The sequence below is a fragment of the Ralstonia pickettii genome, from assembly GCF_016466415.2.
GTDB classification, from domain to species: Bacteria; Pseudomonadota; Gammaproteobacteria; order Burkholderiales; family Burkholderiaceae; genus Ralstonia; species Ralstonia pickettii.
In genome coordinates this window covers 16,810-31,611 of record NZ_CP066773.1, presented here as the reverse complement: position 1 = coordinate 31,611, position 14,802 = coordinate 16,810, and the positions used below count along the sequence as shown (strand labels likewise).

Genomic DNA, 14,802 nt, shown 5'->3' with positions numbered 1-14,802 from the left:
GATCATGACGACCGCGATCGAAGCCGGCACGCCGGCGGCGGATACGCCCGCCGACTCCCTGTCCGTGCCCATCCGCAAGACCATGCTCGAAAAGTTCCTGATGGGGGGCATTGACAGGAAGCTCTGCGCCGGCGAGCTCGCCATCCTCATATTCACCGCCGTAGGCCTGCGCAATCCGTGGGTCCTGCTGGCGCTCCCGCCGACGCATCTGATCCTGTGGCTCGCGACGAAACGCGATCCTGACCAATTCAACTGCTATTTGCGCTACAGCAAACAGGGCGACTTCTACGAGCCGCGGCCGATGCTTCGCCAGACACGTAATGCTCGCCCCAAGGGCTTCGCGCGAGGTGAACTGTGCTGAACAACCCTACGCTCTCGCCGTTCGACCGAGAATCGCTCACACAGATCGAGGAACGCCTAGCAGGCCGGAGGCGATCGACCGCTGAGCTCGTGCCGTGGCTATTCAAGTACAGCGATTTCATGATCGCCAACAAGGATTCAGCCTTGATGGTGTCCTTTGAATTCACGGCACCTGATTCCAACAGCATTTCCATGACGGTGATGCGTGAACTTTACGAGCACGTCGCCGCCAGCCTGGGCAACCTGTCGCGCTATCCCATCTCGCTCTGGTGGACGGTCCATCGGCGCTTGGATTCGCGCTATGTCACCCTGCCCATGCCGGACAAGGTTGCGCAGATGGTCGACGACGATCGGCACGCGAATTTCTTGGCCGAAGGCAACTACGTCAACCGGCATTTCGTCACGTTCTCGCTTCTTCCCCAGGTCGGGCTCGACGCATTCGCCTCGCGCGTCATGCATGGCGTTACGCATGACGACCTGTCGATCCCGAGCGCGCTCTGGGAGGCCGTGCGCGCCACGTTTTCCGACCAGTACCAGTTCGCCTACACGCAGTCCGAACTGGAGGCAGCTGTTGAAACCTTTGAATCTATCCTGCACGGCTTCGCTGCCGACAACCCGCACATCAAAATGCGGCGTCTGGCCGGCAAGCGCCTCGGCGGATTTATGCACGCGGTTTGCTCCCCGCCAAGCGATCACATCACTGAACTGGACATCCCGGAAACGCCGGCACTCGACCAGGCGATGTGCGACACGGAAATTACGCCGGGCCACGACTACCTGCACTTCTACTCGAACGGGCGCCAGCGATACGGCATTGCAACGGGGATTCCGGGGAAGCGGGACTACTGGCCAAGCAATGCGTCGCCCAAGACCCTGGACGACCTCCTGAAGATCAAGGGTGAGCTCACCATCAGCCACTGCTTCCGTGTGTCGTCACCCAGCGCAGCAAAGCGTTTCATCGACAGTATCCGCAAGTACCACGAAGGCCAGCGCTTCGATGTGCGCCAGCTGCTCGCGGCGACCCTGCGCGGGACTGATATGGACGCCAAGCCAGGGCGCCAGAACAAAACGCGCCTGAAGGCCGCCGAAGAGGCGAACACACGCGCCGGCAAGGTCGAAATGCTTGAGGAGATCTACGGCTTCTACAACTTCACCGTCATTGCATACTCGCCCGTGTTCGAGGAAACGCCGGCCTCGAAGGGTCTTGCCGGCGAGCAGGCCTACAAGAAAGCCGTGGCGACACACAACGCCGTGGAAGACGTTCTGCGCGCAGCCCAGTTCATACCGGTGCGCGAGACTCTGCACGCCATGTCGGCGTTTGCGACCACCATTCCGGGTATGTGGCGCGAGTGCGCGCGCTGGGCATTTCTCGACACCGAAGCCGTTTCCCGCTTGCTGCCGCTGCGCGGCGTCTCGCGCGGCTCAATGTTCAATGCGCATCTGTCCAAGCAGATGCGCACACGGATTCCGGCGCTGGCGGCGTTTACCACCGAATACGGTACGCCTTTCTGGTTTACCGCCTACCTGATGGACCTTGGCCACATGCTCATCTGTGGCCGCTCGGGCTTCGGCAAGACCATCTTCATGTTGCTGTGCGCGACACTGTTCCGGAAATATCCGAACGCGCGGCTGATCGGCTTCGACATGAATTTGTCGATGCGCATTCCGACTGTCCTGCAGGGTGGGCGCTATCTGCAATTTGCGGCCGATGCCAACACCGTGGCCGAAGAGGAGCGGGCAACCTGCAATCCCTATGTTCTGCTGGGTCATCTCCGCCATCTCAAGTTCCTGGTCGACTGGACCGTGCTGCTGGCCAGCCAGCGAGGCTATCGGCCCACCACGGACGATCGAAAAGCCATCGAGAAGGCGATACGCGCAGCTGCTACGCGCGACCCTCAATTCTGGCGTCTGCGGTTCGTGCACGCCTCCCTGCCCAATGGCCCGCTGAAAAACGAGCTTGACCAGTGGGTGGGCGAGGCGGTCGACGCGCTCTACTTCGATAACGAACAAGACGGTTTCGACGACACGCAGTGGACCTCGATTGCAACGGACAAGGTCCTCAAGGATCACGCCGTTGCGCGCCCGTTCCTCTCCTACGCGACCTACCGTATTCAGGACGAAATCGAGCAACGCCGGTTGCGCGGGGTCATCGCGCCAACCGTCGTCATGCTCCCGGAAATCTGGTCGCTGCTCGATGACAACCAGTTCGCCAAGCAGATCGGTGAATGGATCGTGACCATGCGCAAGCTGCTCGGTTGCGTTTGGATGGACGCACAGACCCCCGAACAAGTCGCCAACTCACCGATTTGGCCCGCCATCCGCGACAACGTTCTGATCCGCGTCTTCGTGCCCGTCAAGGATTTCAAGCCGGATACCAAGAAGGCTTACGAGGAAAAGTTTGGTCTCACGCAGACCCAGCAGGACGCGATCAAGAAGCTCAAAGCCAAGCGCGACTACTTCATTACCGAGGACGGCGGGATCTCCCGCAGCGTCTCAGTTCCCCTGCCTCCGCGCACGGAGGCCATCCTGCGCTCCGAACTGCAGGCGCAGATCCTCTTCGATCGGCATATGCGTTCCGGGGAGCCGGACTGGAAGGAGCGCTACATCGAGGAGGCCACTGCACAGATCGAAGCCGACAAACTCAACCTAGACGACGAGGACCGCCATGCATAAGACCTTCATTCGCAATGACATCGAGGTGCGCGTATTTGCTGCCCCCAAGGCACTCGAACCCGAAACCCGGAAGCAGTACGAAGAACTCAGCTTGACCTCCGCTGAGGTGAATGCAGTCAAGGCCTCGCGTATTGCCCGCACGGCGAAGCGCGCGGCCGCAGCGCTCGCGCTCTGCACGTCAGCTTCAGCATTCGCCGGCAGCGTGGCTGGCTTCGGCGGCGCGACCGAGATTACGCAGTTGCTCAACAACGCCGAACTGGTGTCCTCGGTTGCCCAGCAAGCCCAGATGGTCGAGCAGAACATCCAGGCGCAAATCACCCGGCTGCAAAACCTCGCCCAGGTGCCGGGCGAGCTCATCAACGAGACCATCGCGCCCTACACCCAGCAGCTCGACAACTTCCGGTCCCTCTACTCGGCCGTGACGGACCTGCAACAAGCGGCCCAGTCCACCAGCCAGTTGTTCAGCAATGCCATGTCGGACATGAGCTCGGCCAACTTGAAGCCGTCGCAGTGGCTGTCGGCGCTGTCGTCACTCGCGAAATCGCAAGGCGGCGTGTACCGGGCACAACTCAACCAGGACTTGAATGCCATCAGCTCGCTGGCCAAACGTGCTCAGAACCTGCAAAGCATCCAATCCAAGATCCCAGGCGTCACCGGCAACGTTCAGGGGCTGCAGATGCTGAATCAGCAAACCAACGTCCTGGCCGGCGAAATGATCGATCTGCATGCCCTCATGCAGCGACAAGTCGCCATGCAGATGCAAGACAAGGCGGACCAGTCGCAGAACCGCGACAACGTGGCACAGCTGCTCAAAGCTCGCTCGGCACAGGCTGCGGACATCAATACGAAGGAACAAACCATGATCCAGAACGCCCCGGCATTCCAACTGCCGCGCGATCAATAACCCCTTCTGACTCTCATAAAGAACACGACTTCACCATGCTGATACGGTGGCTCATCCTCCAACTCTGTCGATCACGTGCCGAATTGCGGTGCGTGATCCGCGTCGTGCGCGCGTACCTGGCAGCGCAGCACGCGACCGCCCAGGAGCGGACGCCACCGTTGCGTTTCTCCAATCTGTTTCAACGTGGCGCGCTGCAGCCTCGCCACCGCGTCAAGGACGCGCGTGTGCGCCGCTCAGCGCGCCTGTCGATGGTCTACGCCATTCTCGTTGTGCAAGCGGAATCGCCTCAGATCCTGGCCGCCGCCATCGTCGCCGTGCCGGCCGCGCTGGTGATGGGAACCCTCTACGCAACCGGAGTCCTGGATTAACGCTATGGATGACATCCTCAGCACAATCAACCAACTGTTCGCCGCCGTACAAAGTGCGGGCTCATCTCTCGAAAACCTCTTTGTTTCTGACGGCATCGACTTGCTTGCGGCGCTTGGATTGATCGTCGCGACCTGGCACACCTTGCTGTGGCTGCTCGATGGTGATTTTCCGAACTACTTCTCGATGATGTTGCGCCACGTCGTCAAGGTCGCGGTACTCCTCCTGATCCTCACCACCTGGTCAGGCACGGTGCACAGCTACTTCGTGAGCAACATGCAAACCATGGCCGATCGCGTCGCCGGTGGCAGTGCCGACTCGAATACGCTCGCCAACACCCTGGTCGGCGCCATCCAGACGGTCATGTCCGGCACGCGCACCCAATCGCACACAGTCTGTACCGATGTCCCGGATTACACGCTGGACGGCGGCATTCCTACTGGCACCAGCCACCAGGATTGTCATGACGTCAACGACAACGCATTGGACAACACCAGTTTCTGGACAGCCTTCAAAACGTTGCCAGTTGTGCTGCTCACGCTTCTCGCAAAGGCCATCGCTCTGATCGCCATGGTGCTCTGCGTGCTGATCTTCGTTGTGGTCGTGCAAATGGGCTCGATCCTGCTTCACATCGCCTTTTGCCTTGGTCCCATTCTTGTGCCCTGGTTCGTCTTCCCGCCAACGGAATTTCTCTTCGAGAACTGGTTGAGAGCCGTCATTGGCGCAGGCCTCTACAAGGTCATCGCCTGGATCATGATGGGCCTCGTCATGAAGGGCGTTGTGCCTGGCTTCAATGCCTTGCTGCAGAAGGTCGCCGCGACCAACGGCGTCGGCAGCGAGATCTACTACAACACGGCCTATCTGGCCCTGATCGCCCTCGCCCTCGTCGCCTCGATCGGCGCGTTCTTGATGTGGCAGGTCCCGGCAATCGCCAGCACGTACGCCGGCGGCGGCGGAGCTTCGCTCAAGGGCTTTGGCAAAGGCGCTATTTCGAAGATGGCACAAGGTAACGGAGCATCCTGATGAAACTTTTCTCCTCCAGATCCACCCCTGAAATGCAAATTACTCCGCCGCCCGGAACTGGCCAGGGCGTCCGTGGATGGTTTGCTGCGTTTCAGAAACCAATTCTCGACAAGCACCTGGCAACGAAAGTCGCCATTGTGTTCGCGGCTATCTCCATCGGGCAGACCGTCGCGATCGTCAGAATTAGCGATAACTCTGGCCCGAAGCCCTATTTCGTCGAACGCGACAAGCAAAGCGGTGCCGTCTACTACAGCGAGAAATACGCCGAGGCGTTCACCCCGACCGCCGACAACAACGCCTATTTCCTGCGCAAGTGGGCTACCCGCGTATTCACGATCAACCTGGATGCGCAAGACACCCTGAAGCGACAGATCCCGCTTGCACGCACGTGGACCTCCGGTGCCGCAACCAAGGAGCTCGACACCTACATCACTGAAACCGATCCGGTGGCCCAGCGCGTCGTCAACACGCCCGGGCTGACCCGTCAGTTCGAAGACAACTCCATATCGTTCTCGGCCGACGGCAACATCGCCTACATGATCGTCACTCTGACCGAGAGCATTGCCGGCGTTCGCCAGACGCCCAAGCAGAAGCTGCTCACCATCAACTTCCTCACCGCGCCGCAACAACTCAAGCCGGAAGACAGGAAGGACAACCCGATCGGCATGCGCATCACGGGCCTGTCCATTACTCCGTACACCGGCATTACCCCAGGATCGACGAAATGAAGACGCTACCTCGCGCCATTCTCATCATTGCTGCGATGGCAACGCATGCCGCATCGGTCTATGCCGATGTCCCTGCAGCCGCTCCTCGCCCCCAGGGCGAGTTCGGCCGCATGTCGAAGGTTGCGCCGGCAGCTCGCGCGGCGTCGCCCTGCGCCAAGTCTTCTGCTTTCGGCCCCTTTGCTGAGCAGCAAGACCCGACGCTTGCGACCTACGCCTACGACGCGGATTACACATATCCGATTCCGATGCGGCCCAATCAGCAGACGCACCTGGTGCTGGGTGACGACGAGACGTTGGTGTCGTTCACACTCGGCGACCGAAACAAGAAGCTCTGGCCAACGATGCCATCGGTCACCAAGCGCGACCTCTTCATCGTGCCGGCTGCAGCTGGACAGCGCGCGGCCGCGACGATCATCACGTCGAAACGACGCTACGAGCTTCAACTGTGCTCGGGTGACGACGGCCCGGCATATCAACGTGTGAGTTGGCAATACACAGACACGTTGGGCGATGGTGTCGGCGCAAGTCCGACCGTATTCGGTTTCGAAATTCCGGCTACGCCTGGTGTACCAGGTCGCCCAGAAGCGGGAGGCTCGAAAACGGGGAGCCCGCGCATCGACGCGACGCGCATGAACACGAACTACCGCATCGAGGGCAACGCCGAGTTCAAGCCGGTGATGGTGTTCGACGATGGCCGCATGACGTATTACCAACTGCCGCACGACGCCAAGCTGTCGGCCGTGTTCATCCTGGACAAGGATGGCCAGGGTGAAATGGCGCGCGTGATTCCGCTCGGCAACGACATGTACCAGATCCAGGAGGTTGTCACGTACGGCGCGCTGCTCAAGCGAGGCAAGGACGAGGTGCGGATCTTCAATGGCAAGGGGTCAGGCTGTGGTTTCTTCAGCTGCGATACGAAGCCTGTGAAGAACATCGATGGGGGCGCTTGATGGCCACGCCTGACCGCAATGCGGCCCCCATGACCAATGAGCCTGCCCCGCGCGTTCGTGTGCGACGGGGGCTGGCCAAGACGATCTCCATTTTCTTCGGTGCCACGATTCTGTCGATCGTGTTTGTGCGCTATTTCACGCACCCGCGTGAAACGGCCGACCAACGGGCACGGCGCGAACAGCTCGAACAACTGGCGAAGGAACAGCCGGCTTCGGGAGATGCGCTTGCTCAGAAGCTGGAGAATCAATTCACGCGCGCACAAACGGAGCATCCGGCACCCGCGGCGCCGGCGGCGCCGAAGACGCCGCCATCCGGCCCTGTGCCGAACGGCATGGTAGGCGGCGCATCCGCGCCGGCCGGCGTGCCGGCGGGTGCGCCTGGTTCCCAGGAAGGGCTGACCCCGGAGCAGCGTCTTGCGCTGCAGCGAGCCTCCCAGGAGACCGACACCATGGCGGTGGTGTCCTATGGCGATCGCGAGCAAGGCGCTGCAGCCAGTGCCGGCACCAATCCGATTTCCGATTACATCGCGTCGCTGCAGCGTCAACAGGCCGACAAACGTACCGCGCCTGGTGAAGCTGGGACACCTGCCATTCAAGCGCAGCTCGCCGCGCTTGCGGCGGCCAACAGCCAGAGCCAGAACACGCCCGGTTCCGCAACGAACGCGCGTCACGTCGCGTGGCAGGGACAGCAGACGAACCAAGGCCAGAGCGCAACGTTGACCCCGCAAGCCGCCGAATCGCCGTTCATGGTTATGCCCGGCACGCCCATCCCGGTTGTGCTCAACCAAGGCGTCAACAGCGACATGCCCGGGCAGTACAGCGCGACCGTCGACCGGGACATCTACGACAGCATCAATGGCTCATGCCGATTGATCGCAAAAGGCACTCGGATCGTCGGGGCGAGCAATAGCGACGTAGCGATCGGACAGGAGCGTATGCAGATGGGCGCCGCGCTCATGATCTTCCGTAACGGCGCATCGATGGTGCTCGATGGGTTGAACGGAGCCGATCCGAACGGTGAAGCCGGCGTGTCAGCCGACGTCAACAATCACTTCTTCAAGATTTTCGGCTCCACGTTCCTGATTGCCGGCATCGCTCAATACATCGGCCGCAATCAAAGCCAGCCAACCGGCACGACGCTCAATATCAATGGCGGCGGCGGTGCCACCGGCTTGACCTCCGCTGCTGGACAGGCGGTTTCGCAGACCACGCAGACGATCCTGCAGCGCAACTCCAACATCCAGCCGACATTGCGGCTCGATCCTGGCCAGAAGCTTGTTTTCATCACCAAAGCGCCTATCCGAATTCCACCTAATACCGTTGCTGGGGAGTGCTACCAATGAAATCCTTTGTTCGCTTCATTTGCGCGCTGATGCTCGCCGCCGTTCTGCCCGCCAGCGCATTCGCGGCTCCGAATGCGTACAACTTCGGCTGGACCACCAGCGGCGCCGACATGGTGAAACCGTTCCAGGTCTTCGACGATGGCCAGTACATCTACGTTCAATTCGATGATCCGGCGCACGTGCCCGCCATCCTCACTGAGACGCCCAACGGCACCGCACTTCTCAGCTGGCGCCGCAGCTATCCATACATCGTCATCAGCTATCAGGCCAATGTGCTGATCTTCCGCGCGGGCAACCAGGAAGCTCGGGCAACGAGGTGGTACGTGGATGGTGTGCCACAGGTGGTGTTGCGCGGCGCTGCCGCGCCGGTCAAGACCACGGGCGCAGCGGCGTCACAAGACCAGTAAGCCAGCATGCAGGCCAAAACGTTGCTCTCAGCTCTCGCCTACGCCGCGGCCGGTGCTGGCATCGCGTTCGCCGCCTGGTATCCCGGCAACTGGGTGATCGTGCTGCTTGCGCTGCCGGTGCTCTGGGCGGCAAGCCCGGGCCGAGTTGCAGCGGGCACGATGTGGGCCGGCTACTACCTGGTGGCCGCTCGTGACATCCCGGTCGTATGCGCCCGGTTTTTCTCGGTCCACGGCGAACTGGGTGCGACGCCGGCACTCGCCGTCGGCGTCGCGTTCTGGATCGCCCAGGCCTGCGTGCTTGCAATGCCATGGATGGTGCTCAAGCCGGCGCCGGCATCGCGTCAACGCGGCCTCTGGTGGCGCGCGGCGTTGGCGCTGCTGGTATCGACCGTGCCACCCATCGGCATCGTCGGCTGGGTCTCGCCGTTGCATGTCGCCAGCGTCTTGCTCCCGGGTGCCGGCATCTACAGCCTGGTGTATGCCGTTCTCGTTTTAGCCGGGCTGGCGTGCTATCCCTTGTGGCTGTTCCCTGTGCGTCGGCCCGCCGCGCTCGGCGCTGCGTTGGTGCTCCTGGTTGCTCCTGTGGCCTCATCCGAGGCGCTTCCACGGCCGCCGGCGGGCTGGGTCGCGGTCAATACGGCAATGGGCCAGCTCGACCAGGCCAGCTATGCAGCCCTCTATGCGCGCTCCGAAGCGTTGCAGCTCGCCGCACGCAAGGCGTTCGACGCCGGCGCGCGCGTGGTCGTCTTGCCGGAAGAAATGACCGGTCTGTGGCGGGACTCTACGCAGTTCTGGTGGGATAGCTCACTTACTCAACTCAAGGACTCAAGGCAAACACTCGTCATGGGTGTTGACCTGCTCGTTTCGGAATCACCCCGCCGCTACGCTGACAGCGCCATCGTGCTCGGCGCTGGCGATGGCCGATTCGACAGCCGCCAGCCGGTGCCGGCAGGCCTGTGGCGGCCCATGGCGCCCCTGAGCGCCGTTCTAGGTGACCTTAGCCAAGACTTCCTCACCATCGATGGCCACCGTGCGGCGTTTTCCATCTGCTACGAAGACTTCCTGTTCTGGCCGCACTGGCGCCTGTTCCTGGTTCGCCCGGATGTGCTGCTCGGCCTTGCCAACAACTGGTTTGACGACGGCCTGGCCGTTGGCGAGATTCAGCGTCAAAGCATTTCTTCTATTGCACGCATTGCCGGCGTTCCGCTTCTGCGCGCCGTCAACGTGCCCAACTCACCCACCCTCAACGCAAAACCATGACTGAAAAGAAAGCTCGCCTCATGCTGCCCGTCGCCAAGCCGGTTCCGCAGCACGCCACGCTCAAGTTGACTATTCCAGCGGGCTTGCATGCCGCGCTGCTGCATTACCAGGATGCCTATCGGGAGATGAACGAAGCCGAACTATCCATGGATGACATCGGCGAATACATCCTGCGTCAGCACCTGCGCCGCGACAAGGCGTTTGCCGCATGGGCCGAAACACGCGGCATCAAGCTCGAAATCTAGGTTTCCTGATGTGACGCACCAGACGACTGATACCGAATGGACAGGCCACAACATGCAGCGGATCACGGTCACGCTTGAAATGCATCCTGATGACTACAGGCGAATGCGAGAGGCGGCACAAACGGCGCAGATTCCAGAACCGGAATTCTGCGCGCTGGCCATCCACAAGGGTGTCAAGGTGCTTATGAACTGCCAGGCGGACGTGAGCGCGCTGCTCCATCCACTCAACGCCGGAGCCATGAAATGACGCCGCGCCGCCTACCCTCGTTTGTGCCCGGCCTGGTGCTGGCCAGCACTGTTGCACTGTCTCCGATCGGCAGCTATGCAGAAGGCGTCTCGCTGCAGAACACCGGCACCGTCACCGTCTATTTCTCGCCGGCCGGCGGTGCCGCCGACGCGATCGCGCGGTCCATCGAGGCGGCCCACACGCGCGTGTGGCTTGCCGGCTACGAGTTCACGCACCCACGCATCGCCCGCGCGCTTGCGCAAGCTGCAGATCCGCGCCGGCATGTCGACGTGCGCGTGGTGCTTGACCAGGAGAACGTTCGTTCGTCCTACAGCGTGGCAACCTACCTGGTGCACGCCGGCGTGCACGTGCGGATCGACTGGACGCATCCTCGCATGCACCAGAAGACCGTCGTTATCGACGACAACATCGTGGGCCTGGGCAGCATGAATTTCACGCGCGCCGGCGACGAGAGGAATTCCGAAAATTGGAATGTGTTTCGCGGCAACCCTCAGCTCGCGCAGCTCTATGCGCAGGCATTCCTGCAGCTGCACGCGCAATCAATGCCGTATTCAGATCGTTGAAGGCAACGACATGCTTCTTCTATTTCTCATTGGCGCAACCCTTCTCGCGTTTGTCGCGTGGCTTATGACGACAGGTCGTACTGAGAGAATCCTTCGACTTATCGTAGGAGCAGCCTTCGTAGCAGTAATGGCAACCGTTGCGTGGCCTGTGCTGAAGGATTACAACGCGAACCTTGTCTGCGAACATCCTTGGGCGGATTTTTCGAGTATTCAAATCAAGGCGTTCCTTGAGTCTCGCTATGTCAATGATCCGATATGCGCCATCGCAAAGGAACGCATTTCTAATGCATTGAAACGTCAAGGGGCGATATGACTACGTACACCATCTCGCAGATCGAGCAAGCCATCAACTACTGGCGTGCAGCAGAGCCTGGCGGTGAGTTCGCCTTGAACGCGCAAGCCCGGGCCCTCGCCTGCATCTACGGCCTGATGATCTATGACGGCCGCGCGCACGTCGCGCTGGCGGATCTCACCGTTGGCCAGGTGGAAGCGCTGACCGCTGCGCTGGGCACGCAGTGATTCTCAACGGCAGCGACTCAAGAATGAGCCGGCCTGGCCGGCAAAGGAGACGGATGATGACAACCGGCAACACCACAAAAATCTTTATCAAAGCAAAAGACGCTACAGATGAAGTGCTGGCCGAGATCACGTTGAAGGATGGTCCGCACATGAATGCGCACGGGGATCTCGACTGCACGCGGTACTCGCTTCAGACGGCATTTGCGGAAATCTTCGGCCGAGAGGTGCGGGTCGTGGCCGATTCCGATATTCCGCTTACCGACAATCCAGGTATGGTGTTCCTGCCGTAAGCGCTGGTGAAATTTCGGGTTTCCCATGGAAACAATTGACGACGATGTTTCAGGGCGTCCGCCAGCAGGCGGGCGAGTGGCGGCAGCAGCTGACACGCCCCCCATCAACGCCGGCCTGCAGGCCGGCGTTGATGGGTCTGGCGTCATCGTCGCCAACGATCGTGACCGGCGATCCCTCGCCTGGTTGCGCGAACAGGTCGGCGACGCTGCCATCGAGGCCGCCGTCGCGCAGCTCGCTGGCCAACGCCGGCCCTACGTGTCCAACGTGGCCAAAGCACTCGGCATCGCGATCCCGAGCGACCTTGCGCTGACCAGCGCAGACACCGCCCGGGCCCGCATCGCGGCGTTGCGCTCGCTCATCAAGAAGAAGTGACCACGCAGGCTTGCGCCGGCGCGCCGGCGGCAAGAAAAAAGCGAGAGGGGTGAACCCTCTCGCTTTGGTGCTGCGTTGGCTATAGGAGCCGATTCCCGTGTGTCTCACGGCGTTTCTTTTTGCGTCCAAGCACCGTCGTCGAGCGCCTGTTGTGCCGTCGCTTGTGTGCGGAAATATTCCACAGACTCGCGCGAGCATGGGCCGTCTTCGTCAGCCGTGCCAATGTAATACCCGGCGTTCGACTTGAGAACCCGCAACGGCAGTCGCTTGTTACACCACTGCTTGGCCAGCAAACCATACGTCTGAGTCATGATGGATCTCCAAAGTTGAGTGGAGCCATCCGGGAGCGTCGATCGACGCCCCGCGAATGGCGAAACGTCGATCAATGCCTGGTCATTTTACAACCGGCGTTTTGGAGATGTCACAAGAAAAACGGGGAAGGTTTTCACCCTCCCCGTTCGCGCGGCTAAAAAGCCTTTCCCGCTTGCTGCCTGACGACTTCTCACCATTATTCCCAGCTGGGTTTCATAGTGATTCTGCCGTCCAACCAATAGCACCCCATCAGCTTCAGCTCGTAGCCAGCTCGATGCAAGCGGCTCAGCCGTTGTATCCAGGCCGGCAGTCTGAACCACCAGTGCAACATCAGCGCAGGGTAGGCATCCGAGATCATCCAAAGACGCCCCTGGCAATTGTGCGTTTTCGCATTGCACCAAAGCGATCCCACACACGTGCCTTTTCTGGTGTACAGCGTCATCGACCAAGCTGCGTCTGGATGACTCGGAAGCGCGTCCAGAACAGCCCAGATCGCACCAGCTCCTCTGCCGATCTGTATTGCGCCCTTCATGATCCAGGAGCCATATGCCTCGCTGCTCTCAGGGCGAAAATCAGGCCCTTCAGACAGGCAAGACAGGTTCAGCTCGACTTCAGGGATAAGGTTTGCAGACAACATGATGGCCTCCAATGAAAAAGGCCACTCGGGAGCGTCAATCGACGCCCCGCGAATGGCAGAACGTCGATCAACACCGGGCCATTCTATGCCTGCGATTTTGCGGAGCAAACAGGTATTTTTTTGCTGGTGATGCTGCGTCGTTTTCCGTCTGCAGCCTGGCCGTCAATTGCCACCCTGGGCGTCTCCCTGCGCTTCGCTTCGGGCCGGGCTCTCGTGCTGCGCATCGAGCCAGGCTGTGCCTGTCTCGCCCCGCCAGTGGCGGGCTTCCATCCCTGACGCTTCCGCTGGCCAGCCAGCGGTGCACCCCCTGTTGTGGCGCTCCTTCCAGGAGCGCAGTCCGACGAGCGGCAGCAACGACCGCGCCAGGGCCAGACCCGCGCCAGCGCTGCGCACTGTCACGTGTCTGGCTTGTCCTGTCACGGCCCTTGCCACGCCGCGCGAGGGTGCCGGCATCCGCCGCGCCAGCGCGCTACGCGCACTGTCACGTCGGCCGCTTCTCGGCCCCCTCGAAAACCGGCAGCACACAGCCCGTCAGCCGCGTCTGCATCCCCCCACAACCCCCGCACCTGGGGTGAGGGGGACTTGTGGGGGGATGCTTTGACGACGCGGCCGACAGGCTGTGTCTCACGCTGCCATCACCCCACCCTTCCCCAACCCCTTCCCGTGAGGGAAGGGGCTTATCTCCCCACCCCCCGCCCGCCCCCAGGGGCGGGAGCGAGGAAGGTCCGAGCGAGAGGATCGCTCTCAACAACCTCTAAAGGAGATTCACCATGTCTTACCTGTCGCTGCGCAATGCCAACGTCGTGCGCTCCAAGACCCCGCTGGCCGATGACGACATCCGCCGCGTTGCGCCCTCCATCTTCGCGGACGGCAAGCACGAAAGCCGCTCCGATCGGTATACCTACATTCCCACCATCGACGTGCTGAACGGCCTGCGCAAGGAAGGTTTTCAGCCGTACATGGCAATGCAGACCCGCGTGCGCGACGATGGCAAGCGCGAGCACACCAAACACCTGTTGCGCCTGCGCCATGTCGACCACGTGGTCGACGTGGGGCAAGAGGTAAACGAAATCGTCCTGCTCAACAGCCACGATGGATCGAGCGCCTACCAGATGCGGGCCGGTGTTCATCGCTTCATCTGCTCTAACGGCTTGGTGGTTGGCGACGACTTCGCGGACATCCGTATCCCGCACAAGGGCAACGTGATCGATCAAGTCATCGAGGGCGCATTCACCGTGCTCGATACGTTCGAGGCTGTGGACACGCAGCGCGACGGCATGAAGGCGCTCACGCTCAACGGCGGCGAGCAGCAGGCTTTCGCGCGTGCCGCGCTCGCCCTGCGCTACGACGAAACCGTGGCACCCGCTCCCATCACCGATACCGACCTGCTGAGCGTCCGCCGCATGGATGATCGCGCGCCCGACCTGTGGACCACGTTCAACCGCGTGCAAGAAAACATCATCAAGGGCGGTGTGCGCGGTCGCAATGCGACCGGCAAGCGCACCACCACGCGCGCCGTGAACGGCATTGACCAGGGCGTCAAGCTCAATCGCGCCCTGTGGGTGCTCGCTGAGGAAATGCGCAAGCTCAAGGCCTAGCCCA

General features: G+C 61.4%; 20 protein-coding genes. 18 read left to right on the top strand and 2 right to left on the bottom strand.

Going from position 1 to position 14,802, the window contains the following annotated elements:
- The first annotated feature begins 4 nt into the window (after window positions 1–4).
- From RP6297_RS22525 to RP6297_RS22440, 17 genes are read left to right on the top strand one after another with little or no spacing between them, the layout of a single operon-like run.
- The gene (locus RP6297_RS22525) at window positions 5–361 is read left to right on the top strand and encodes a VirB3 family type IV secretion system protein (RefSeq protein ID WP_004636240.1); all 357 of its coding nucleotides are present in this window, start codon (window positions 5–7) and stop codon (window positions 359–361) included.
- Window positions 355–3,033: a VirB4 family type IV secretion system protein gene (locus tag RP6297_RS22520; RefSeq protein ID WP_009242039.1), complete on the top strand. Its 2,679-nt coding sequence runs from the start codon at window positions 355–357 to the stop codon at window positions 3,031–3,033. The genes RP6297_RS22525 and RP6297_RS22520 overlap by 7 nt, the downstream gene beginning before the upstream one ends.
- Window positions 3,026–3,937 carry a hypothetical protein gene (locus RP6297_RS22515; protein ID WP_004636237.1) on the top strand — a complete coding sequence of 304 codons (912 nt, stop codon included), beginning with the start codon at window positions 3,026–3,028 and terminating at the stop codon, window positions 3,935–3,937. Before RP6297_RS22520 ends, RP6297_RS22515 begins: the two co-directional genes overlap by 8 nt.
- Before the next feature lie 35 nt (window positions 3,938–3,972).
- Window positions 3,973–4,305 carry a hypothetical protein gene (locus RP6297_RS22510; RefSeq protein WP_009242038.1) on the top strand — a complete coding sequence of 111 codons (333 nt, stop codon included), beginning with the start codon at window positions 3,973–3,975 and terminating at the stop codon, window positions 4,303–4,305.
- 4 nt (window positions 4,306–4,309) lie between these two features.
- Complete coding sequence (locus RP6297_RS22505) at window positions 4,310–5,326, top strand: type IV secretion system protein (RefSeq protein WP_004636233.1); 1,017 nt, start codon at window positions 4,310–4,312, stop codon at window positions 5,324–5,326.
- On the top strand, window positions 5,326–6,054 hold the full coding sequence (locus RP6297_RS22500; protein ID WP_009242037.1) for a VirB8/TrbF family protein: 729 nt from the start codon (window positions 5,326–5,328) through the stop codon (window positions 6,052–6,054). Before RP6297_RS22505 ends, RP6297_RS22500 begins: the two co-directional genes overlap by 1 nt.
- Window positions 6,051–7,004, top strand: coding sequence for a TrbG/VirB9 family P-type conjugative transfer protein (locus RP6297_RS22495; RefSeq protein ID WP_009242036.1), 954 nt, complete (start codon window positions 6,051–6,053; stop codon window positions 7,002–7,004). The genes RP6297_RS22500 and RP6297_RS22495 overlap by 4 nt, the downstream gene beginning before the upstream one ends.
- On the top strand, window positions 7,004–8,347 hold the full coding sequence (locus tag RP6297_RS22490; RefSeq protein WP_009242035.1) for a TrbI/VirB10 family protein: 1,344 nt from the start codon (window positions 7,004–7,006) through the stop codon (window positions 8,345–8,347). The genes RP6297_RS22495 and RP6297_RS22490 overlap by 1 nt, the downstream gene beginning before the upstream one ends.
- Window positions 8,344–8,754: a TrbG/VirB9 family P-type conjugative transfer protein gene (locus tag RP6297_RS22485; RefSeq protein WP_009242034.1), complete on the top strand. Its 411-nt coding sequence runs from the start codon at window positions 8,344–8,346 to the stop codon at window positions 8,752–8,754. The genes RP6297_RS22490 and RP6297_RS22485 overlap by 4 nt, the downstream gene beginning before the upstream one ends.
- Window positions 8,755–8,760: 6 nt before the next feature.
- Window positions 8,761–10,014, top strand: coding sequence for a carbon-nitrogen hydrolase family protein (locus RP6297_RS22480; protein ID WP_009242033.1), 1,254 nt, complete (start codon window positions 8,761–8,763; stop codon window positions 10,012–10,014).
- Entirely contained in the window at window positions 10,011–10,259 is a 249-nt protein-coding gene (locus tag RP6297_RS22475; protein ID WP_004636222.1) for a DUF2274 domain-containing protein, read from the top strand. Before RP6297_RS22480 ends, RP6297_RS22475 begins: the two co-directional genes overlap by 4 nt.
- A 10-nt stretch (window positions 10,260–10,269) precedes the next feature.
- Window positions 10,270–10,506 (top strand): hypothetical protein, encoded by a 237-nt coding sequence (locus tag RP6297_RS22470; RefSeq protein WP_223293337.1) that lies wholly within the window; start codon window positions 10,270–10,272, stop codon window positions 10,504–10,506.
- Window positions 10,503–11,069 (top strand): phospholipase D family nuclease, encoded by a 567-nt coding sequence (locus RP6297_RS22465; RefSeq protein WP_009242032.1) that lies wholly within the window; start codon window positions 10,503–10,505, stop codon window positions 11,067–11,069. Before RP6297_RS22470 ends, RP6297_RS22465 begins: the two co-directional genes overlap by 4 nt.
- 10 nt (window positions 11,070–11,079) lie before the next feature.
- A complete protein-coding gene (locus RP6297_RS22460) occupies window positions 11,080–11,382 on the top strand; it encodes a hypothetical protein (protein WP_041668849.1) in 303 nt (100 codons plus the stop codon).
- A complete protein-coding gene (locus RP6297_RS22450; protein WP_009242031.1) occupies window positions 11,379–11,588 on the top strand; it encodes a DUF3717 domain-containing protein in 210 nt (69 codons plus the stop codon). Before RP6297_RS22460 ends, RP6297_RS22450 begins: the two co-directional genes overlap by 4 nt.
- A gap of 53 nt (window positions 11,589–11,641) precedes the next feature.
- On the top strand, window positions 11,642–11,878 hold the full coding sequence (locus RP6297_RS22445; protein WP_021197843.1) for a hypothetical protein: 237 nt from the start codon (window positions 11,642–11,644) through the stop codon (window positions 11,876–11,878).
- A 25-nt stretch (window positions 11,879–11,903) separates the two neighbouring features.
- The gene (locus tag RP6297_RS22440; protein ID WP_009242030.1) at window positions 11,904–12,251 is read left to right on the top strand and encodes a hypothetical protein; all 348 of its coding nucleotides are present in this window, start codon (window positions 11,904–11,906) and stop codon (window positions 12,249–12,251) included.
- Between the two features lie 104 nt (window positions 12,252–12,355).
- Here RP6297_RS22440 and RP6297_RS22435 read toward each other — a convergent pair whose 3' ends face one another.
- Both RP6297_RS22435 and RP6297_RS22430 read right to left on the bottom strand, forming a co-directional pair.
- The gene (locus tag RP6297_RS22435) at window positions 12,356–12,562 is read right to left on the bottom strand and encodes a hypothetical protein (RefSeq protein WP_009242029.1); all 207 of its coding nucleotides are present in this window, start codon (window positions 12,560–12,562) and stop codon (window positions 12,356–12,358) included.
- Between the two features lie 197 nt (window positions 12,563–12,759).
- Window positions 12,760–13,200: a hypothetical protein gene (locus RP6297_RS22430; RefSeq protein WP_004636209.1), complete on the bottom strand. Its 441-nt coding sequence runs from the start codon at window positions 13,198–13,200 to the stop codon at window positions 12,760–12,762.
- 770 nt (window positions 13,201–13,970) lie between these two features.
- Between RP6297_RS22430 and RP6297_RS22425 the strand changes: the two genes are divergently transcribed.
- Entirely contained in the window at window positions 13,971–14,798 is an 828-nt protein-coding gene (locus tag RP6297_RS22425) for a DUF932 domain-containing protein (RefSeq protein WP_009242026.1), read from the top strand.
- Window positions 14,799–14,802: the final 4 nt, after the last annotated feature.